The 20,403-nt window shown below is 63.5% G+C and carries 18 protein-coding genes; 14 read left to right on the forward strand and 4 right to left on the reverse strand.

Annotation, left to right across the window (positions count from 1 at the left end):
- The first annotated feature begins 69 nt into the window (after positions 1–69).
- The 10 genes from pilM to HNQ40_RS09370 all read left to right on the forward strand — a co-directional run bounded on the left by pilM (position 70) and on the right by HNQ40_RS09370 (position 11,743).
- Positions 70–1,212 carry a pilus assembly protein PilM gene (gene pilM / locus HNQ40_RS09325; RefSeq protein ID WP_315852786.1) on the forward strand — a complete coding sequence of 381 codons (1,143 nt, stop codon included), beginning with the start codon at positions 70–72 and terminating at the stop codon, positions 1,210–1,212.
- A complete protein-coding gene (locus HNQ40_RS09330; protein WP_184677572.1) occupies positions 1,209–1,889 on the forward strand; it encodes a PilN domain-containing protein in 681 nt (226 codons plus the stop codon). The genes pilM and HNQ40_RS09330 overlap by 4 nt, the downstream gene beginning before the upstream one ends.
- The gene (pilO, locus tag HNQ40_RS09335) at positions 1,879–2,433 is read left to right on the forward strand and encodes a type 4a pilus biogenesis protein PilO (RefSeq protein WP_184677573.1); all 555 of its coding nucleotides are present in this window, start codon (positions 1,879–1,881) and stop codon (positions 2,431–2,433) included. The genes HNQ40_RS09330 and pilO overlap by 11 nt, the downstream gene beginning before the upstream one ends.
- Positions 2,434–2,435: 2 nt before the next feature.
- Positions 2,436–2,966, forward strand: coding sequence for a hypothetical protein (locus HNQ40_RS09340; RefSeq protein ID WP_184677574.1), 531 nt, complete (start codon positions 2,436–2,438; stop codon positions 2,964–2,966).
- A gap of 67 nt (positions 2,967–3,033) precedes the next feature.
- A complete protein-coding gene (locus tag HNQ40_RS09345; RefSeq protein ID WP_184677575.1) occupies positions 3,034–5,076 on the forward strand; it encodes a secretin N-terminal domain-containing protein in 2,043 nt (680 codons plus the stop codon).
- 89 nt (positions 5,077–5,165) lie between these two features.
- The gene (locus HNQ40_RS09350) at positions 5,166–6,371 is read left to right on the forward strand and encodes a tetratricopeptide repeat protein (protein WP_184677576.1); all 1,206 of its coding nucleotides are present in this window, start codon (positions 5,166–5,168) and stop codon (positions 6,369–6,371) included.
- Positions 6,372–6,762: 391 nt separating this feature from the next.
- Positions 6,763–8,400 (forward strand): HD domain-containing phosphohydrolase, encoded by a 1,638-nt coding sequence (locus HNQ40_RS09355; protein ID WP_184677577.1) that lies wholly within the window; start codon positions 6,763–6,765, stop codon positions 8,398–8,400.
- Positions 8,397–8,732 carry an STAS domain-containing protein gene (locus HNQ40_RS09360; RefSeq protein ID WP_184677578.1) on the forward strand — a complete coding sequence of 112 codons (336 nt, stop codon included), beginning with the start codon at positions 8,397–8,399 and terminating at the stop codon, positions 8,730–8,732. The genes HNQ40_RS09355 and HNQ40_RS09360 overlap by 4 nt, the downstream gene beginning before the upstream one ends.
- Before the next feature lie 5 nt (positions 8,733–8,737).
- Positions 8,738–10,489 carry a GspE/PulE family protein gene (locus tag HNQ40_RS09365; protein ID WP_184677579.1) on the forward strand — a complete coding sequence of 584 codons (1,752 nt, stop codon included), beginning with the start codon at positions 8,738–8,740 and terminating at the stop codon, positions 10,487–10,489.
- Between the two features lie 27 nt (positions 10,490–10,516).
- Positions 10,517–11,743 carry a type II secretion system F family protein gene (locus HNQ40_RS09370; protein ID WP_184677580.1) on the forward strand — a complete coding sequence of 409 codons (1,227 nt, stop codon included), beginning with the start codon at positions 10,517–10,519 and terminating at the stop codon, positions 11,741–11,743.
- A gap of 12 nt (positions 11,744–11,755) precedes the next feature.
- Here HNQ40_RS09370 and HNQ40_RS09375 read toward each other — a convergent pair whose 3' ends face one another.
- On the reverse strand, positions 11,756–13,663 hold the full coding sequence (locus HNQ40_RS09375; RefSeq protein WP_184677581.1) for a DNA gyrase/topoisomerase IV subunit B: 1,908 nt from the start codon (positions 13,661–13,663) through the stop codon (positions 11,756–11,758).
- An 11-nt stretch (positions 13,664–13,674) separates the two neighbouring features.
- Positions 13,675–16,131, reverse strand: a complete 2,457-nt coding sequence (locus HNQ40_RS09380) for a DNA gyrase/topoisomerase IV subunit A (RefSeq protein ID WP_246402824.1) — start codon at positions 16,129–16,131, stop codon at positions 13,675–13,677.
- A gap of 100 nt (positions 16,132–16,231) precedes the next feature.
- On the opposite strand from HNQ40_RS09380, the gene HNQ40_RS09385 reads away from it, so the two are divergent.
- From HNQ40_RS09385 to HNQ40_RS09400, 4 genes are all read left to right on the forward strand, one after another.
- A complete protein-coding gene (locus HNQ40_RS09385; protein ID WP_184677582.1) occupies positions 16,232–16,732 on the forward strand; it encodes a crossover junction endodeoxyribonuclease RuvC in 501 nt (166 codons plus the stop codon).
- Between the two features lie 3 nt (positions 16,733–16,735).
- A complete protein-coding gene (locus tag HNQ40_RS09390) occupies positions 16,736–17,056 on the forward strand; it encodes a hypothetical protein (protein WP_221435455.1) in 321 nt (106 codons plus the stop codon).
- A gap of 94 nt (positions 17,057–17,150) precedes the next feature.
- Positions 17,151–17,996: a hypothetical protein gene (locus tag HNQ40_RS09395; RefSeq protein ID WP_184677584.1), complete on the forward strand. Its 846-nt coding sequence runs from the start codon at positions 17,151–17,153 to the stop codon at positions 17,994–17,996.
- 113 nt (positions 17,997–18,109) lie between these two features.
- Positions 18,110–18,817 (forward strand): HAD family hydrolase, encoded by a 708-nt coding sequence (locus HNQ40_RS09400; protein WP_184677585.1) that lies wholly within the window; start codon positions 18,110–18,112, stop codon positions 18,815–18,817.
- 81 nt (positions 18,818–18,898) lie between these two features.
- Here the strand turns inward: HNQ40_RS09400 and HNQ40_RS09405 are convergent, their stop codons facing one another.
- The gene (locus tag HNQ40_RS09405; protein WP_184677586.1) at positions 18,899–19,432 is read right to left on the reverse strand and encodes a type 1 glutamine amidotransferase domain-containing protein; all 534 of its coding nucleotides are present in this window, start codon (positions 19,430–19,432) and stop codon (positions 18,899–18,901) included.
- A 30-nt stretch (positions 19,433–19,462) separates the two neighbouring features.
- Entirely contained in the window at positions 19,463–20,326 is an 864-nt protein-coding gene (locus HNQ40_RS09410; protein WP_221435456.1) for a M48 family metalloprotease, read from the reverse strand.
- Between the last annotated feature and the right edge of the window lie 77 nt (positions 20,327–20,403).

Raw genomic sequence — 20,403 nt, forward strand, 5'->3', positions numbered from 1 at the left:
CGGGGGAATGAGAGGCAGAACGTGTTTGGAGGCAGTAGAAAGAAAAGCGAACTCCCCATCGGACTCGATGTGGGCGAGTGCGGCGTCAGGCTGATGCAGCTGTCGACCCGCGGCGGCCAGGTCAAGGTGATCGCGGCGGCCCGGGCATCGCTTCCCCAGGAAATGAATGCGGGTTCCGAGGGATACCACGCCGCGCTGGCCGCGGCGATCCAGCAGGCCTACAGCGAAGGCGGTTTTAGCGGGAACCGCGTTGTCACCTCGTTGCCCGTGTCGTCGGTGCAGTGCAAGAACCTGCGTCTGCCCATGATGCCCGCGGATGAGTTGGACTCGGCGGTGAAGTGGGAAGCCCAAGACCGCTTCCGTATGGGCAAAGGCCAGTGCTGCGTCCAGCACATGCACGCGGGGAACGTCAATCAGGGCGATGAGGTCCGTCAGGAACTGATTCTGCTCGCCGCGAAATTAGATCAGGTGGAAAGCCACGTCGCTGCGGTCACCGACTGCGGGTTGCGTCCCGTGGCGATCGACGCGGTGCCGTCGGCGCTCGCTCGCCTGTCGGCGATGCGCCAAACCCTTCTATCCGCCGAGTCGAACGGGTCCGAGGTTCAGGTGATCCTGGACATCGGGCAGAGCGCGACCAAGGTATTGATCGCCCTGGATGGCCAGGTGCGGTTCTACAAGCCGATCGAGATCGGCGAAGGCACGTTTGATTCGGTCTTGTCCGGAGCAATGTCGATTTCGCTCGACGAGGCCCGCGAGCTACGTCGCGGCATCGCCGCAATGGCCGGTGACTCCGAAGACCCGTCTGATTCCCCGAACGCAGAACAAAGCGCCAAAGTCATGGAAGCCTTGCAGCCCACGTTGAGCGAGCTCTCGCGTGAGGTCGGCCTGTGCTTGCGTTACTACGGCGTGACGTTCCGAGGTGCTCGGCCCGGTCACGCCGACCTGGTCGGCGGGGGGGCGACGCCCTGGCTGGTGTCGGCCCTCGGCGAGTCGGCCGGTCTATCGCTGAGCCTGGATCAACCCCTGGGTGGCGTCGATCTTTCGGCCGTCCGTGACGTCATCAAGCCCGGAACCGAAGGGGCTTGGGCGGTCGCAGCGGGCCTGTCCATCCGCGACCACATGCAGCAGTTCACGGCGAATCCCGGGGCTGACCAAGACGAAGAATCTTCGGTGTTCACCGAAAACGCAACGACGAAGGAGGTGGCAGCATGACACGGGTCGACTTCCTTCCCGAATCGTATCACCGCGTCCAGCAGCGGCGTGGCCGGTTGTTCAGGCAGGTCATCCTGCTGGGCGCGACCGTCGGCTGTCTCGCGGTGGCGACGATTGGCCTCAAGGCACACACCGCCAATCAGCTGCGGACCGCTGAACGCTTAGAAGAAACCGTTGAAGCCGAGCGCGCGGCGCTGGGGCTGATCACGGGCCTGGACCACGAACGCCAGGCCCTGCAGAAGTCGTTTGATCTCAAGCGTGAGCTCGATCCCCCGCTGACCTACGCCCAGGTCTTGGCGGCGTTTGGCCACGCCTTGCCCGAAGGTGTCGCGGTGTCCGAGCTGGCGATGACGTCGGTCCGCCCCGAGCCCGAGCGGATCACGGCCGAGGAATCCAAAGGACGTAAGCAAAACAAAGAAAAGGCAGATGAAAAGCGAGAGCCTCATCTGATCGGTCTGGAGCTCCGCGGGTTGGCGCCCGACGACCTGACGGTCGCGCAGTTGGTGTCGGCCCTGGATGAACACCCGATGTTTGGACGCGTCACCATGCGTTTCAGCGAAGGGGTCCAGATGCAGGGGCTGATCGCCCGTGAGTTCAGCCTGACCGCGACGGTGGACCTCGACCGCGAGTTCCGCTGGACCAGCGATGTGACGGAGGAGGTGGCCCATGCAGATTGATAAATCGCAATGGATGGTGATGGGGGCGATCGGCTTCATGCTGGCCGCGTTTGCCTTGGGCGTTTGGTTGCCCGAGAGCAAGAAGGTGGCGGGCTATCAGGAACGGATCGCCAGCGCCGAGGAAGAGCTGGGCCCCAGCTTTTTCGAGCCGGCCATGATGGACCAGCGCGTCAACGAGGTTGAAGCGCTCAAGCAGGAGCTCAGCAACGCGACGCGCTACGTGCCTAACCGGCCTGAGCTCGCGTCGGTGCTGCGTAGCCTGAGCCAGGCCGTGGAATCTCAGGGCGTGTCGGAACAGAGCCTGCAGACGCGGGAAACCCGCCGCCACCTGCACTACTCGGAGATCCCGCTCACCCTGGAGTTTGAAGACACCTTCACCGCTTCCTACGGCGTGTTGGAACAGATCGAGTCGTTGCCCCGCCTGGTTCGCGTGGACGCGATGAATATGCGGGTGTTGGACCGTGACGGCTCGGAGCAGACCTCGCCGGTGATGCAGACCACGCTGCGATTGAGCAGCTTCTATACCGGCGCGGAGGAGAAATAGCTGTGAAAGAAAAGCTCAACGACTTGCTGGAATGGTGCAAGCGCGACAAGAAACAGACCGGGATGGTCCTCGGGCTGATGGCGGTGGGCATGCTGCTGTGGGGTCGATTGATCCTGAAGCAGGCGCCCCAAACGGCCTCGGCGGACGACAAGCCCGCCTGGCTGGTCGAGGCCGAAGCCGACATGAACTCGGGCCCCAAGGAGGTCATCACGCTGGCCGAGCCGCCGAAGCTCGAGCGTGACCCGTTCATATTGGACCCTAATCGCTACAAACGGACGTTATCGGAACAGGATTTGGTAAGTGGGGCAAAGTTAGATGAAGGCTTGACCGATGAAGCCAAGCGGATGGCGGTCGTGGATGCGGCCGCGGAGCTACAGCTCCAAAGTGTCACGCTGGGGGATGTCCCCGCGGCTTTCATCAACGGCAGGTTGATCCGAATCGGCGAAAGCATTGAAGGCTTTGAGCTACTGACCTGCGACGAACGATCCGCGGTGCTCGAGAAACAGGGCATCCGAGTCCGACTGGGGATGTGAACCCCGAAACGTAACCACCTTACCCTTTGATTCGAACACGCTTTGAGGCAGAGCAAGGAGCATCGCCATGACCTCTCGAGACAATGACAAGATCAAGCAATTTTTGATGGCCGCGGGCCTTGGGGTTGCGTTTAGCCTCACCGGCGCGTCTTACGCCCAAGCCGCCGAAGGCGACGAGCCCATCGGCTTGTTCGACGAGAACGCCCAGAGCCTCGAAGGCCAGGACGTCGCCGTCGACTCGCTCGGCCAGATCGACATCACCGTGAAAGACCTGGAGATCGCCAAGGTCCTCCAGCTGCTCTCCATCCAGAGCCAACGCAACATCGTGGCCAGCCGCAACGTCTCGGGCAAAGTGTCCGCCGACCTCTACGGCGTCAGCTTCAACGAAGCCCTCGAAGCCATCCTCACCCCCAACGGCTACGGCTACGAGGAAAAAGGCAACTTCATCTACGTCTACACCGCCGCCGAACTGGAAGAACGCCAGAACGCCATGCGGAAGACCGTCACCAAGGTGGTCCGCCTGAACTACATCAGCTCGGCCGACGCCTCGGCGTTTGTCACCCCGCTGCTCTCCAGCAACGGCTCGATCACCGCGACCGGCGAAGTCGACGCGGGTTTCCTGCCCAGCCAATCCGACGGTGGTGAAAACTCCTTCGCCCACGCCGACACGCTTCTGATCCGCGACTACGAAGAAAACGTCGAAGAGATCGAAACCGTGCTGAACGAACTGGACGTGCGCCCCAAGCAGGTGCTCGTTGAAGCGACCATCCTGCAAGCCACGCTGACCGAACAGAACGCCTTCGGCGTCGACTTCTCGGTCGTGGCCAACTTCGATGCCCTGGCCGACTTCACCAACCCGCTGGGCGTGGTTGATCAGATGATCAACGGCACCAACACCGGCGGCGGCGGTACCGGCGTCAGCAGCACCGTCGGCAACACCGCCACGGGCAACGCGGGCATCAAGGTCGGTGTCACCGGCTCCGACGCCTCGGTCTTCCTGCGTGCCCTGGATCAGGTCACCGACACCACCGTCCTGGCCAAGCCCAACATCCTTGTGCTCAACCGCCAGAAGGCCGACCTGCTCGTCGGTGAACGTCTGGGTTACCTCTCGACCACCGTGACCGATACCTCGGAAACGCAAACCATCGAGTTCCTCGATGTCGGTACCCAGCTGAGCGTCCGCCCCTTCATCAGCGAAGAAGGCAACATCCGCCTCGAACTGCGTCCTTCGGTCTCCGACGGTACCACCCGTCTCGAAGGCGGCTTCATCATCCCTGATGAAACCACGCAGGAACTGGTCACCAACATCATCGTTGAGTCCGGCCAAACCGTGGTGCTCGGCGGCCTGTTCGTCGAAGACACCCAAGTCGGCCGCAACCAAGTGCCCGGACTGGGCGACCTGCCCTTCGTCGGTGCGGCCTTCAAGGGCCACGACGACGAGATGCGTCGCAGCGAAGTCATCTTCATGGTCAAGACCACCGTCATGGACCACGTCGACCTGGCGATCCTCGGCGAAAAAGCCAGCGACCGCGTGATGGACGCCCGCATCGGTATCCGCAACGGCCTGCTGCCCTGGTCGAACGACAAGCTCGTTAGCGCCCACCTGCTGGACGCCCAGAAGCACCTGGACGCGGGTAACACCAAGAAAGCCCTGTGGAGCGTGAACCTCGCCCTGCACCTCGCCCCGACTTCCAAAGACGCCATCACGCTGAAGGAAGAAATCACCGGCGAACCCATGCCCTACTACGACCAGACCTTCTTCGGTTCGCTGGGCGACGACATGATCGACGCCGAGATCGAACAGCTCCCCGCTGAAGAAGAAGTGATCATGCTCGAACAGTCGCTCGGCTCGACCGAACCGGCCGAAGAAGAAACCTCCACGTTCGTCGCCCCCGTCGCCGGCTTCACCGAGGCCGATAAGTCCGAGGCCGCCGAAAACGATGCCTCCACCACGATCGTCGTCGATATGTTCGATGAGTTGACCGTCGAGGGCGAAGTCGCTGATGCGTCGACTCCGGAATCCGAAGCCCAAACCCCTTCGGAATCTGAAGAGTTCGAGGCCGCCGTGGCTGAAGTGGAAGTCGACTTTGTGGTCGGCCCCACCGACTAAACCCGGCCCGCTTCGAAATCTAAACCTTACCGCCCGCCCTCTGGAACCCCGGAGGGCGGGTTCACAGTCACGCCAAGGAATTCCGAGCCATGCCCAGCCAGCGCACCCGTCAACGCCAAGTCCTGAGCCTCGCCGCATTCATGCTCTGTGCCACCTCCCTGATCGGCTGCACCAACAGCCACCAGGAATGGATGGACAACGCCGAGACCCGGTGGAACGGTATCCGCTCGGCCGCCATGCTCGATATGGCGAAGGGTCAGTTCGAAGCCGGTGCTTTGGACCAGGCCGAGAAGACCATCAACGAAGCCGCGGCCGTCGACGCGTCGAACCCGCAGCTCCACCTGATGGCGGGGCGGATCTGCCTCGAACGCGGCCAACTCGAACGCGCCTACCGCCTCTTCGAGCTATCCAAAGAACTCGACGGCAACAACGCAGAAACCTACTACTACCAGGGCGTGGTGCTGCAGCGTTGGCACCAGCACGAAGCCGCGCTGGATGTATACAAGAAGGCTTACGAGCTCGAGGCCGACAAGGCCAACCGCATGCTCGCGGTGGCGGAAACCTACGTCGCGCTGGACCGCCCCGAAGACGCGATCGCTCTGCTCGAAGAAAAGAAGTTCTACTTCGACCAGAACGCAGGCCTGCGGGCGATGCTCGGCCACCTCTACAGCATGAAGAACGAGCACCGGCTGGCGGTTGAAAATTTCCGTCAGGCCACCATGCTCGATCCCGAAAACATCCGTTATCAGGAAGAGTTGGCCCTCGCCCAGGTGGCGGCCAATGCCCACGCCGACGCGGTGCACACCCTCAAGCTCCTCCTGGATCGCCCCGAGTACTCGGACCGCAACGACCTGAAGCGTTCGCTCGCTTCGGCTGAAGCAAGCCTGGGCCGTCTCGATGCGGCCCGCCAGATCTACATCGGCCTGACCCGTCAGGACCCGACCAACACCGCCGACTGGATCCGTCTGGGTGAGATCTGCTGGAAGACCGAAGACCTGGGCGGCGCCCTGATCGCCGCCAACCGTGCGATCACGCTCGCCCCGCAGCGTCACGAGGGATACCTCCTCTCGGGGCTGGTGTGGCAGAAGCGTGAGAAGTTCGAGAACGCGCTGGAGATGTTCGACCGGGCCGCGGAGTTGGCCCCGCAAGACAGCACGCCGCTCATCCTGCGTGGCATCTCCCTCCAGAAAACCGACCGCAAAGCCGCAGCGGCCGAAGCCTACACCGAAGCGCTCAAGCGCAACCCCGAGGACGTCCGGGCCCAGCGGCTCCTCGCTCAGATCGATACGAACTGATCCAGAGCGATTAAAAAAACGTTTCAATCCAAACGCCACGCGGTCGAACGCGTGGCGTTTTTATTGGGTGTTGTTCACGGGACCCCGGCCGCTCCGATAACTCTTGCCGTGAGGGCGCCTCTGGGTTGAAATCCCCAGCCGTCACGCCGCGCCCACGCGGTAAATCGATACAGACCGCACAGTTAATTGCATTCCGGGTTTGGCCGAAAAATATTGTGTGTACGGATTTGCATGTAGGGCATCCGTATGCATTGGCGTCGTGCGCGCCGCAATACTGCCCAGGGAACCGAATGTTTGATCCGCGTTTCAATATGAAATCTCACGCTGCGTCGTGTGCCCAGGCACCGGCCGGCGTTGGCACGGGAGCCCGCGCTTCGGATGGAGGTGCGCGATGACCCCGACCCAAGCCAACCCCGCACCCCACCGGCTGGCCGATCGCATCGAAGCGATGGGTCTGTCGCTGCTGAATCTGAATGCCGAAGGCTCGGCCACGTTCGTCTGTGGCGGATCGTGGTTTGAGAAGACGTTGGTCGAATCCAACATCTTCCGCCGCGCGGTGAAATCTCAGTTCAACGTGCTGTGCGACGGCGAGTCGTCGTTGATCACGTTGTTCCCCTGCGTGTACCTGGCCAAGCTGAAAACAGAACCCGTGTCCGCCGAAGGTCAGACCTGCGAAGCGGTGTTGATGCTGGGGCCTGAACTGCTCAAGGGCGAGATGCTCCACCGCCTGTTGGATGAAGCGAAACTCGACCATCAGGCAACGATCAGCCGGATCGAATCCGATCGGCTGGTGAACGAGGCCGAGGCGAACCGTATCGCGTTGACGCTGGGGTGGATGCACAGCGACAGCGAAGTGCTTTCGCTTCGTCGCCGTGAACTCCACCACCTCAGCGAAGAGCTCGCGGACAACTACGAAGAACTGAGCCTGCTGTACAAGCTGTCCTGCAGCATGTCGCTGGACCAGCCGCCGACGCACTTCTTTAACGAGGCTTGTGCCGAGTTGCAGGAAGTCAGCGGCTTGGGCTGGATCGCGTTGCAGATCACCGAAGAGCAGCCGCGGCTGCAGCAACTCCGCGGCGCAATCTACACCGCCGGTGCCATCGATTCCGCCCGGCCGATCCGTCAGCTCGGCCGCGAGCTGATGCGCGATTACGGCGGCACCACCGACACGACGATTATCGACGACACCGCCAAGATGCCCGGCGTCGCTTCCCGGGTCGGCAGCAATCTGCTGATCGTCCCCCTGGTGCGTGACGGCCAAACGCTCGGCGTGTTGTTCGGCGGCGATCGGACCGACCACGAGCACATCGATTCGGTCGATGCCAAGCTCTGCGCCTCGTTGTGCAACACGCTGGCGATCTTCCTGGAAAACCTCATGTTCCTGGAAGACGCCCAGTCGATGTTCCTGGGCACGCTGCACGCGTTGACCAGCGCGATCGATGCCAAAGATTCGTACACGTTTGGTCACTCCGAACGCGTCGCGCTGCTGTCGGAGATGCTCGCGCGGGCGGCCGGGATCGACGAGGCGACGGTCGAGCGCATCTACCTGGCGGGTCTGGTCCACGACGTGGGCAAGATCGGCGTGCCGGAGCGCGTCCTGTGCAAGGCGGGCCGGCTCACCGACGACGAGTTTGAACTGATCAAGATGCACCCGGGCATCGGCGCGAACATGCTCCGCGATATCCGTCAGATGGAAGACCTCATCCCCGGGGTGTTCTACCACCACGAACGGTGGGACGGCTCGGGCTACCCCGAGAAGCGAGCGGGACACGACATCCCGCTGTTTGGCCGGGTCATCGGCCTGGCCGACGCGTTCGACGCGATGAGCTCGGACCGCACCTACCGGTCCGCGTTGCGTATCGAAGAAGTGCTCGCCGAGATCGAGCGGTGCATGGGGTCACATTTCGATCCCGACCTGGCCGAGGTGTTTCTGAACCTCGATTTCGAACCCTATTTCAACATGATCCAAAACCACCACGCCGCACGGAGCTTCGGCTCGGACTCGGTGAAGGGCAGTACCTCGTCATGAAACTATCACACGAAGACCAACACGAACTCACCGTTCTGACGCTTCAGGGAGACCTGGCGAACGACGAAACCGACCGCTTCCGCCGTGCCGCGTTGGAGCGGATCGACGCGCGGATCCGTGACTTCGTCCTCGACCTCGAGGGGCTGGAAGGCATCGATTCGCAGGGACTCGAGTCGCTGCTTTGGTTGCAAGAGCAATGTGATGAACGGCTCGGGCAGGTCCGGCTGGCGGGTTGTCAGGAGCACATGAGTGCGGTGTTGAAGATGACGCGTTTGGATAACCGCTTCGAGTGTTGTGAGGACGTCGAGTCCGCCATCAAGAGTTTGGGATAATTACCATGACCGCACTGAATTCCAATCAATCGTCTCCTCAGACCAACGCCGCGCCCGCCCCGCGTGTGGGCGATCTGCTGCTGGAAAAGGGGCTGATCACCGACGAACAGATCGAGCAGGCCCTGGCGTTTCAGAAGAGCCGGGGGCACAAGAAGCTCCTGGGCGAGGTCCTGGTGGAGATGGAGTTTGTCACCACCCACCAGGTGATGGAAGCGCTGGCGGATGCCTACGGCGTCCCCTTTGCCCGCCTGACGTCGAAGATGGCCGACCCGAAGGTCGTGGGTCTTCTCGAGCGCGAGTTCCTGGAGTCCCAGACCCTGCTGCCGTTGTTCCTGGTGCAGGGTAAGCTGACACTGGCGATGGCCGAGCCGACCAACGTGTTTGTGGTCGACGAAGTCGAGCGGATGACCGGCCACACCGTGCAGGTCGTCGCGACCACGCCCCAGGACATCGAAGAAACGCTGAAGTCGGTCCTGCCCGACGGCAACGTGTTCGTCATCGACGACATGATGGACGTGAGCGATTCCGACTTGTCGGTGGTCGAGAAGCAGATCACGGACCTGTCCGACCTCGAAAACTCGGCGTCCGAATCGCCGGTGATCAAGCTGGTGAACTACATCGTCTACGCCGCGGTGAAAGACGGGGCGAGCGATATCCACATCGAGCCCGACGACGGCAACCTACGCGTCCGCTACCGAGTCGACGGCCGGCTGTTTGAAAAGCTGTCTCCTCCGCACCAGATGCTGGCCGCGGTGGTCAGCCGGATCAAGATCATGGCCGGCCTGGACATCTCCGAACGCCGGGTGCCCCAGGACGGCGGCATCACGATCGTGATCGACAAACGACAGATCGACCTGCGGGTCTCGACCTGCCCCGGCAAGTTCGGCGAGAAAGTCGTCATCCGGATCATCGACACCCGCAACGCGATGACCAGCCTCGACAAGCTCGGCTTCGGCTACGAGATGCTCGAAAGCTTCCGCTCGACGATCCACGAGCCCAACGGCGTGTTCCTCGTCACCGGCCCCACGGGTTCGGGTAAGTCGACCTCGCTCTACGCCGCGCTCAACGAGATCAACAACGAAGCGATCAACATCTCCACGGTCGAAGACCCCGTGGAATACAACCTGTCGGGCGTGAACCAGTTCCAGGTCAACGAGAAGGCGGGCTTCACGTTCTCCGGCGCGCTGCGGTCGCTGCTGCGTCAGGACCCGGACGTGATCATGCTCGGTGAGATCCGCGACCAGGAGACCGCCAAGATCGCCACCCAGGCCGCGCTCACCGGCCACATGGTGCTCTCGACGCTGCACACCAACGATGCGCCCTCGGCGATCACCCGGCTGTACAACATCGGCGTTGAGCCCTATCTCGTCGCGGCGTCGATCCGCGGCGTGCTGGCCCAGCGCCTGGTCCGCAAGATCTGCAAGCACTGCAAAGAACAAGTCGAGATGACCCACACCTTGGAGCGCACCATCGAGCGATTGGTGCCCGCGGGTGAGGCGCCGCTCGAGACCGTGTACCACGGCACCGGGTGTCCGAAGTGCCGCGAGACCGGTTACGCCGGGCGTCTGGGCATCTACGAACTGATGATTCCCGACGACGAATGCCTCGACCTCATCAGCCGCGGGGCGGGGCTTCAGGAGCTGCGCCGCCACGTCGAAGCGGGGAACGGCTACACCACCCTGCGTCAGGACGGCCTGGAAAAAGTCCGTGCCGGCCTCACCACCCTCGAAGAGTTATTCAAAGCTACCGCGGGTTGATCCCGCTCATCGCGATAGAGCATTGCCATGCCTGATTTCGTCTACAAAGTCCGAACCGCCGCCGGGGAGCTGACCACCGGGATGATCACCGCCGCGTCCATCGCGGATGCGGGGGGGAAGCTGCGCAGCGACGGCATGTTCATCGTGAAGCTCGATCCGAGCCGCGGCGCGAAGTCCAAAGAAGCGGGCAAAGCCAAGACCGCCTCGGCCAGCACCCGTGTGCCCCGGCCGCTGATCATCGCCTTTGCCCACCAGCTGGCGGTGATGGTGGACACCGGCGTACCGATCAGCGAGGCGTTGCACTGCATCGCGGACCAATGCGACTCGGCCGAGTTCAAACTGATCCTCGAAGACGTTGCGTCGCAGGTCGAAGCGGGGGGCGAGCTCTCGACGGCGCTGGGCCGCTTCCCCAAGGTGTTCCCCACGATCATGGTCAGCCTCGTCCGTGCTTCGGAGGTCTCCGGCACGATGGGCGTCATGCTCGAACGCATCAGCAACTACATGGGCAAGGAATACCAGACCCAGAAAAAGATCAAGGGCGCGATGACCTACCCGGCCGTGATGCTGGCGATGGTGTTGACCGTCACGGTGGGTCTGCTGGTGTGGGTGTTGCCCCGCTTTGCCACGATCTTTGAATCCAAGGGCGCGGCGCTGCCGCTGCCGACACGGATGTTGATGTTCATCAGCGATTCGTTGATGCTGCACTGGTATCTGTGGGTCGGGGGAACCGTGGCGCTGGTGGTCGGTTTTGTGGTGGGGATGCGGACTCACGCGGGGCGCCGCGTGTTCGACCGGGTCAAGCTGTCTTCGCCGATCTTCGGCGACTTGTTCTCCAAGCTGTATGTGACGCGCTCCACGCGCACGATGGGCACGATGATCAACGCCGGGGTGCCGGTGCTGGACATGATCGCGATCGTGAAGGACGTGACCCGCAACGCGCTGTACGAAGACCTGTGGGAAACGGTCGACGATCGCCTGCGGCAAGGGGCCCAGCTGTCCGACGCCTTGTTCGATTCGCCGCTGATCCCGCGTTCGGTTGCGCAGATGATCTATGCGGGCGAGAAGTCGGGGCGGCTTGGCCAGACCATGGAAAAGATCGCCGGCTTCACCGAAGAAGAATTCGACGAACAGATCAAGACGACCACCAACCTGATCGAGCCGACGATGGTCGCGATCATGGGCGGGATTGTCGGCTTCGTCGCGATCGCGCTGCTCCTGCCGATCTTCTCGGTGAGCAGCGTGGTGGGCAGCTAAGCGGCAACCGATTCAGACGTCGATTTCCTCGGCGTCCTCGGCCCGTTCCATGATGAAGCGGAAGCGTGCCGAGGGGTCTTTGCCCATCAGGTCGCTCATCACGCGGTCGGTTTCGAGTTGGTCGGCGATCTCGACCCGCAGGAGTTTGCGCGTCTTGGGGTTGAGCGTGGTTTCCCACAGCACCTTGGGCATCATCTCGCCCAAACCTTTGAACCGGGAGATTTCCGGTTTCGCGCGGCCGTTGGCTTCTTCGAGGATGCGGATGCGGTCTTCTTCGTCCGCGGCCCAGTGCGTCTCCTTGCCGATGTCGATGCGGAACAGCGGGGGCACGGCGATGTAGACCCGGCCGTCATCGATCAATGGCTTGAGGTGGCGGTAGAAGAATGTCAACAGCAGTGTGGTGATGTGGTGGCCGTCGGAGTCGGCATCGGCGAGCAGGATGATGCGCTGGTAGCGGAGCTTGCTCGCGTCGAACGCCGGGCCGATGCCGCAGCCCATCGCGGTGACGAGGTCGGACAGCTCTTTGTTGTCGAGCACTTTCTTGAGGTTGGCGCTCTCGGTGTTGAGCACCTTGCCGCGCAGCGGGAGGATGGCTTGGTGGGCGCGGTCCCGGCCCATCTTGGCGCTGCCGCCGGCCGAGTCGCCTTCGACGATGAATAGTTCCGAGTCACCACGGCCACTGGAGGAGCAGTCGCTGAGTTTGCCGGGCAGAGTGAGCTTGTTGGTCGCGCTCTTGCGGGAGATCGACGCCGAGGCCGCTCGGCTCGCAGCGCGTGCCCGGCTGGCGGCGATGATGCGGGCCACGATTTGCTCGGCGACCGAGCTGTTGTTGTTCAACCACTGCTCAAGGGCTGGACGCAGCGCCCCGTCGACCATCGCTTGCACTTCGGGGTTGTTCAGCCGGTCCTTGGTTTGACCCTGGAATTGCGGGTCGGCGATGAACACCGAGAGGATGCCGACGAGCCCTTCGCGGATGTCGTCGTGGGTGATCTTGACGCCACGCGGGGTGAGCTTGTGGGTGTCGATGTAGTTGCGGACCGCTTTGGTCAGGCCGGCGCGGAAGCCGTTTTCGTGCGAGCCTCCCGCCGCGGTGGTGATGCCGTTGACGTAGCTGCGGATGTGCTCGTCGGTGGACTCGGTCCACTGCAAGACGAGTTCGACGCGTTCGCCGTTCTCTTTCTCGAAGCCGAAAGCGGCGTCGTGGATCGGCCGGGCGTTACGCTCCTTGAGCACCTGGTTGAGGTAATCCGCAATGCCGTTGTGGTGCTGGAACGTGGCCTTGTTGCCGTTGACCTCGTCGACGAAGTTCACCTTCACGCCCTTGTGCAGGAAACTGACGGTTTCGAGCCGGCCCTTGAGCGTTTCGGGGTTGAACTGGGTCTTGGGGAAGATGGTCGGGTCGACGGTGAAGGTGATCGTGGTGCCGGTGCCGCGGGTGGCGCCCTTCTTCTTGAGCAGCTTGGTGGTGGGCTTGCCCTTGGCAAACTCCATCTTGTATTCGTTGCCGTCGCGCTTGACCTGGGCGGTGAGCTTTTTGGACAGAGCGTTGACGACGGACGCGCCGACACCGTGGAGGCCGCCTGAGGTTTTGTAGTTGCCTTCGCCGTCGTTCTGGAACTTGCCGCCGGCGTGGAGTTCGGTGAGGACGAGTTCGAGGCCGGTCTTCCCGGTCTTGCGGTTCTTGTCGACGGGGATGCCCCGGCCGTTGTCGGCCACGCTGACGGTGTCGCCGGTCTTGTGCAGGGTGAGGGTTATCTCGGTCGCATGGCCGTTCATGGCCTCGTCGACCGAGTTGTCGAGCACTTCCCAGGCCATGTGGTGTAGGCCGGCAGAACTCACGCCGCCGATGTACATGCCGGGGCGTTTGCGCACGGCTTCGAGGCCTTGCAGAACGTCGAGTTGGTTGGCGGTATAGGCCATGGGGTTCTACCTCAGCTAAACACCGGCGGGGCGGGGACGTCGTCGGGGATGATGCGGGCGATCTTGCCGTTCTTCTGGATCTCGGTGCCTTTCCCGCCGCGGGCGGTGGTGCGGTACTTCACGGTGCTTATGGTCTTCTTCGCGCCGCGGTTGGTTTCGACGTTGAGCAGGTCGCGGTCGCCTTCGCTGGCTTTGAAGCCCAGCAGCTTGTCGAGCGGGCCGAGCTTGATGAGTTGGACACCCTTGCCCGGGCCAGAGAGGTAGTTGACCTCGTCGGCGGAACACACCATCGCCCGGCAGTGGGCCGACACGGCGAGGATGGTCTCGCTGCCGTGCACCGGATCGAAGCCGACCACAGCCTCACCCTTCTTGGGGCGGGCGAATTTCCGTCCCGCACGGGTTGAAGGCTCGACAAAACTCGCCAGGCCGAACCGCAGCGAATAACCGTCGGACGTGGCGGCGAAGCCGTGGACCCACGGGCAGTCGTCGGGCTTCTTGGGGTCTTCGGCGAGGCTGGCGATGCCGCTGTCCACGGTACGTTCGTCGAACGACATCGCCGCGACGATCTTTTCGCCGTCCTTGAGTTTGAAGAGTTTTTGGATCGGCTCGCCGTAGCCCGTGGACGCGGGGATGTCGATGAACCGGGCGGTGTAACACGTGCCCAGACTGGAGAAGAAGCCAAGCGTCGAACGCGTCGAACCCGCCACGCAAGCAAGCACGCGGTCGCCTTCGCGGATACGGCTCTTGCTGGGTTCTTTGATTTCCTTCTGCCGTTTGATCCAGCCGTCGGCCGTGACCAGCACGTGGCAGTCTTCCGCAACAATGAAGTCTTCCGCGGAGTATTCGGGCTCGTCGCCGACCGCCGCGATGACGGTCCGGCGTTTGCCTTCCTTGGTCTTGCCGTAGTCGGCGATGATCTGGTCGAGTTCTCCGCGGACCAGGCCCCATCGCCCGGAGGTCGTCGTGTCGCTGGCGTCTTCGTTGAGCAGCTTCTTGATCTCGCGGGCGCGCTTCTTCTTGGCCTTGAGCTCATCGGTGACCAGGTTGATTTCCAGACGGGCCAGGCGATAGAGCTTCAACTCGAGGATCGCATCGGTCTGCTCCTCGTCGAGTTGTTTGAAGCGTTTCATGATCTTCACCGCCGCGTCGGCCTTGCCATCTGAAGCGCGGATGATCTTGATGATCTGGTCCAGCGCATCGAAGATCAGCGCAAAGCCTTCGAGGATGTGGATGCGTTTTTCCAGGCCGGCCAGCTCGTTTTCGAGGCGGCGGGTGACCACATCCAGGCGGAAGTGCAGGAAGTGCCAGAGGATTTCCTTGAGGCCCAGCCGGTCGGGCGCGCCGACCTCGGGGTTCTGCGTCGGGACCAGGCAGGTCAGGTTGACGTTGAAGTTGGTCTGCAGCGCGGTGTGCTTGTAGAGGTAGGCCAGGACTTTGGCTTCTTCCGCGTCTTTCTTGAGTTCAAGATCAATTCGCACGTCCTCGGCCGAGAGGTCTTTCACATCCAGCAGCAGCGGCATCTTGCGATCGAGCACGACCTGGGCGATCTGCTCGACGAGGTTGGCCTTATTCACGCCGTAGGGGATGCTGTCGATCGTGAGGATCTTCGAGGCACGGCCGCCGCCTTTGCCGGGGACGGTGGTGCCGCGGACCTTGATGCTGCCGGTGCCGGTCTTGTAGATTTCGCGGAGCTCATCTTTGGAGTTGATGATCTGCCCGCCGGTGGGGAAGTCGGGGCCCTGGACCGCGTCGTTGGCGACGAGCTGGTAGTCCTTGATCTCGGGGTCGGCCAGCATCTTGAGGCAGGCCTTGACCACCTCGGTCAGGTTGTGCGGCGGGATGTTGGTCGCCATGCCCACGGCGATGCCCGAGCTACCGTTGACCAAGAGGTTGGGCAGCTTCGAGGGCAAGACGACCGGCTCGGTCTTCGTGCCGTCGTAGTTCGGGCGGAAGGGCACGGTGTTTTGCCCGATGTCGTCGAGCAAGGCGGTGGCGGGTGGGGCGAGTCGGCACTCGGTGTAGCGGTAGGCGGCGGGGTTGTCGCCGTCGACCGAGCCGAAGTTGCCGATGCCCTCGACCAGCGGGACGCGCATCACCCAAGCCTGGGCCATACGGACCAGGGCGTCGTAGATCGCGCTGTCGCCGTGGGGGTGGTACGAGCCCATCACGGTGCCGCAGACGGTGGCGGACTTGCGGGGCTTGGCCTCGGCGCGGAGGCCCTGCTGCCACATGGTGTAGAGGATGCGGCGCTGAACCGGCTTCAGCCCGTCGCGCACGTCCGGCAACGCCCGGCTGGTGATGACCGATAACGAGTAGTTGAGGTACCGCGACTGGGCCGCTTCGTGCAAAGCGATGCCGACATCGCCGCCGGAGCTGCCGTTGTCACCGGTGGAACTGTCTTTGCCGCGCAGGTCGGCGTTGAACAGGGCTTCGTCGTCGTCGGATTTTCGGCTGCGGCGTTTGGCCAACGATCAAGCCCTCCGTGGCTTGCGGGGTGAGGCGATGAAATACACGAATCAGCGGGCGGGGCTCGGCCTTGCCCGGGGGGAATGAAATAGACTATCACGCATGGCCGAAGGATTCACCCGCGTGTTGGGCATCGACCCCGGGCTGCGGCTCACGGGCTACGGCGTGGTCGATCTGCACGACGGCACCCTCGAACCCACCCTCGTCGAAGGGGGCGTCATCCGCCTCGACGCCAAGCAGCCCATGGAACACCGTCTGCTGCAGCTCCGCAATGAGCTGTCCGAGCTGATCGCTCAAGTGAAGCCCGACCGCATGGCCGTGGAACAGCTCTACGCCCACTACGCCCACCCCCGCACCGCGATCCTTATGGGACACGCCCGCGGGGTCATCCTGCTCTGCGGCACCGCGGCGGGTCTGCCCACCGAGCACCTCGCCGCCACGGAAATCAAGAAGTCACTCACCGGCAACGGCCACGCCACGAAAGAGCAGATGCAGCTCTCGATCCAGGCCCAGTGCCGCCTTGCCGAACCACCCAGCCCGCCGGACGTTGCGGACGCGATCGCGATCGCGCTATGCCACGCCCGAAGGATCGCCACGGGATAACGCATGACGTTTATGGATGTACTGGTTTACGGATTCGGGGGGTTGTCGGCCCTCGTATGGGGCGTAGCGTTGGTGATCAATGCCGTGGTCTTTGTGCAGCGGGTGGTGAGAGACAAGCCCAGTCGGCTGGAGCCGGTGGGGTTTGTGAGCCTGATCGCGGGGATCTGGGCCTACTTCGCGGCCCGTTCGGTCTGGCCGACGCTGGGTTGGGTGGGGATGGCTTTTGTGTTGCTGCCGCTGGTTTTGGCGGTGATGGCCAAGGGCGTCGACTACCCCGGGCCCAACTCGGACGCTCCCATGGATTCCGATAATCCGAACTCCTGATCGCGTTGGCATCCACGCCAACCCTCCACCGATACACCTTGCGGCGTCGGCGTGGCCGGCGGCTTTTGGTCCCCCGCCCCGAGGTGTAGACGAGATGACGAGCGAACGCGAAGCAAAGGTTTGGATGGTGGCGGCAGCGGTCATGCTGGCGTGGGCGTGCATCATGGTGGGATGCACAACCTCGACCACCGTGGGCTCGATCGCACCCGTCGTCTCTCCCTCGGTAAGCGAGAACGGCCCGGTGTGGACCGAGTCGACGACGCTGACCCTCTCGCCCGACGCGTCGTCGATCACGACCCCGGATCAACCGGCAGGTTCGATCGAGTCGGCGTCGCTGTTCACCGTCGAGACCGAGCCCGCCGCGCCCCAGCCCGTTGATGATGCGTCGCCCGTGCGTGACATCGATCTGCGTGGGCTGTCGATCGCTCAGCCGCTGGTGCTGGCCAAGCGTTTGATGATCGCCTCGGCCGAGCTGCTGCCCGAGACCACGCCCGATTGGGCGTCGACGATCTCGGCAGCCACGCCCGCCGACTTCCTGGCCCAACCCGTCGCCGCGTCGACCGTCTGGGCCCAGCGGCTGGGTTACGACCGCCCGGCCTCGGAGTCCGGATCGGCGGTCCTGGGCTGGGCGGCGCTGGAACGCAGCGCCGTGATGCTGCAGCCGTGGGAGAGCGACCCCACGCCGACGCCCAACGCCGCCGCCACGCTGACCGCCGAGGACGCCAAGTTCGACGCGGCGGGGATGGTGGCCCTGGTGATCGGCGCGATGGTCCTGCTCTTCGGCGGCGAGGCTGTGGTGGTGTGGGCCCTCAACCGACGCGGCCAATCGGTGCGGGTGATCGAGACGCCCGTGACGGCCGAGCAAGTGGAAGACTCGATCTTCCGCTTCCCCGAGCCGATCGAAGACGACGCCGACGAGTCGTACTCCCGGGCCGCGTAATCCGTTTGCTGCGTTAGCCGCGGGGCTTGGCCCCGCGCGTCTCCGAACCGCAAGTCGATATCGCTACACATTCCAGCGCCCCTCAACGCGTTCGCCGGATAGACTCATCCAACATGGACGACCTGCCCCGCGCGATCCTCTTCGACCTCGACGACACGATCCTCGACACCACGCTCAGCGCCACCCGCGTCTGGCGGGAGACCGCCAAGGCGTTCGAGTCTGAGATCGGCCAACCCGCCGAGGTCTTCGACCCCATCCTCGACGCCTCGCGCATCTGGTACTGGTCCGACCCCAAGCGCAACCACGAGGGCCGGCTCGACGTGCAGAAGTCACGCATCGAAGTCACCCACCACGGCCTGCTCGAACTGGGCATCGACAACTACGACCTCGCCACCCGCTTCGCCGACTACTACAGCGACCACCGCGTCACGTCGATGCGGCCCTTCCCCGGCGCGATCGAAACCCTCGAACACTTCGTCGCCTCGGGTGTGCCCATGGCGCTGATCACCAACGGCGACGCCCAGGGCCAACGCGACAAGGTCGCCCACTTCGACCTCACCCAGTATTTCCAGGCGGTGCTCATCGAGGGCGAGCTCGGCTTCGGCAAGCCCGACCCGCGCGTCTTCCAACAGGCGCTGCGCGCCTGCGACGCCCCCGCCGAGGATTCATGGTGCGTCGGCGACAACCTCGCCTGGGAAGTCGCCGCCCCGCAGTCCATGGGCATGCAAGGCATCTGGAACGACTGGGAAGGCAAGACCCTGCCCGAAGACAGCGAGATCATCCCCGACCGCGTCATCACCCGCATCGCGGAGTTGGTCTGAGAAGGATCAGGCTCGGATTTTTCGGATGGATGCGGATCAAGGCATCAATCCGATTTCATCCGAGACATCCGAGCCAAACTTCTAATTCATCATCATCGCAATCAACGCCGCCATGAACGCCGGCAGGTCGTCGGGCCGGCGGCTGCTGACGCGTTGGTGCTTCTCATCCACGCAGACTTCCTGATCCACCCAGACCGCGCCGGCGTTCGTGAGGTCGTCGGTGAGCCCCGGCGTGCTGGTGTAGGTCACGCCCTTGACGATGCCCGCCGAGATGTCGATCCACGGGCCGTGGCAGACGCTGGCGATGGGTTTGCCCGCGTCGGCGATGGCTTTGGTGATCTGCTTGACCTCGTCGTAGCGTCGCAGCTTGTCGGGCATCCACCCGCCGGGCACGACCAGCGCGTCGAAGTCGTCGGCACTCAGGTCACGCACCGCCGCGTCGCTCTTCTGCGGGTAGCTGTACTTGCCCTGGTACACCACGCCCGCTTCGAGGCCGGCGATCGTCACCTCGGCCCCCGCTTCACGGAGGCGGTACTTGGGGTATTGCAGCTCCTGGTCTTCGTAGTCGTCGCCCACAAAGATCAGGACGCGTTTGTTTTCGAGCGGTTTGGTCATGGCGGTTGCTTCGGCGGTTGGTGGGGGTGGTCAGCGGATCAGGCCGCTCGGCACGCCGTTGGGGAACATCTGTTTGATCTGTTGCTCGACGAGGCCGACACGTTCTTCGGGGTGGGGGTGGGTCGAGAGCATCTCGGGCGGGTGAGCGCCGCCGGACGCCTCGGCGAGGATCTGCAGCAGCTCGACCATGCCCTGCGGATGGTAGCCCGCCTCGACCATGTAGTGCACCCCGTGGTGGTCGCATTCACGTTCGTGCTCACGGCTGTAGCCCTTGCCCAGCACATCGAGAAACTGCGCCGCGATCTGCGCCCCGGTGACATCGCCCGTCGCCATGCCCGCGGCGCCGCTGAGCTGCTGGAAGAACTGGCCCTGGGCCATCTGCTGGGCGCCGTGGCGTTGGATGACGTGGGTGATCTCGTGGGCCATGACCGCGGCGAGCTGCGAGTCGCTGAGCTGGTCGTGCAGCACGTCGGTGATGAACGTCTGCCCGCCGGGCAGGGCGAAGGCGTTGACGACCTGATCGTCGGCGAGCAACGTGAACTCGAATTCGTACGGGCTCTCGGCGGTGCCGTGGTGGCGCTTCGCGGCTTCGACGAGTTCACGTCCGATGCGGTCCAGCCGGGCCTGCGCTTCGGGGTCGGGCTCCACGCCGCCGAACTGCTGGGTCAGGCTCGGCACCGCTTGCAGCCCCAGCGCGACTTCGTCGGCGGGCGTCAATCCGACGCGTTGTTGCTGGCCGGTGAACGGGTTGGTGCTGCTGGTGCTCAGGTAACTGATCAACGCAAACCCCGCGATCACCAGCGCGATCACCAACCGTATCTTGAACGACCCCATCTTCCCGCCCCGGCGGGGACGGCGGCGGTTTGATCCGGGCATGGGCAGACGAATAGGCATAGCAGGTCCTCCTGATCGCAGCCCCTATTCTATCCGCGTTGTCGATCGACCTTGCCACGCTTTACGGCGAGTTCACA

The organism is Algisphaera agarilytica, from assembly GCF_014207595.1.
Lineage (GTDB): Bacteria > Planctomycetota > Phycisphaerae > Phycisphaerales > Phycisphaeraceae > Algisphaera > Algisphaera agarilytica.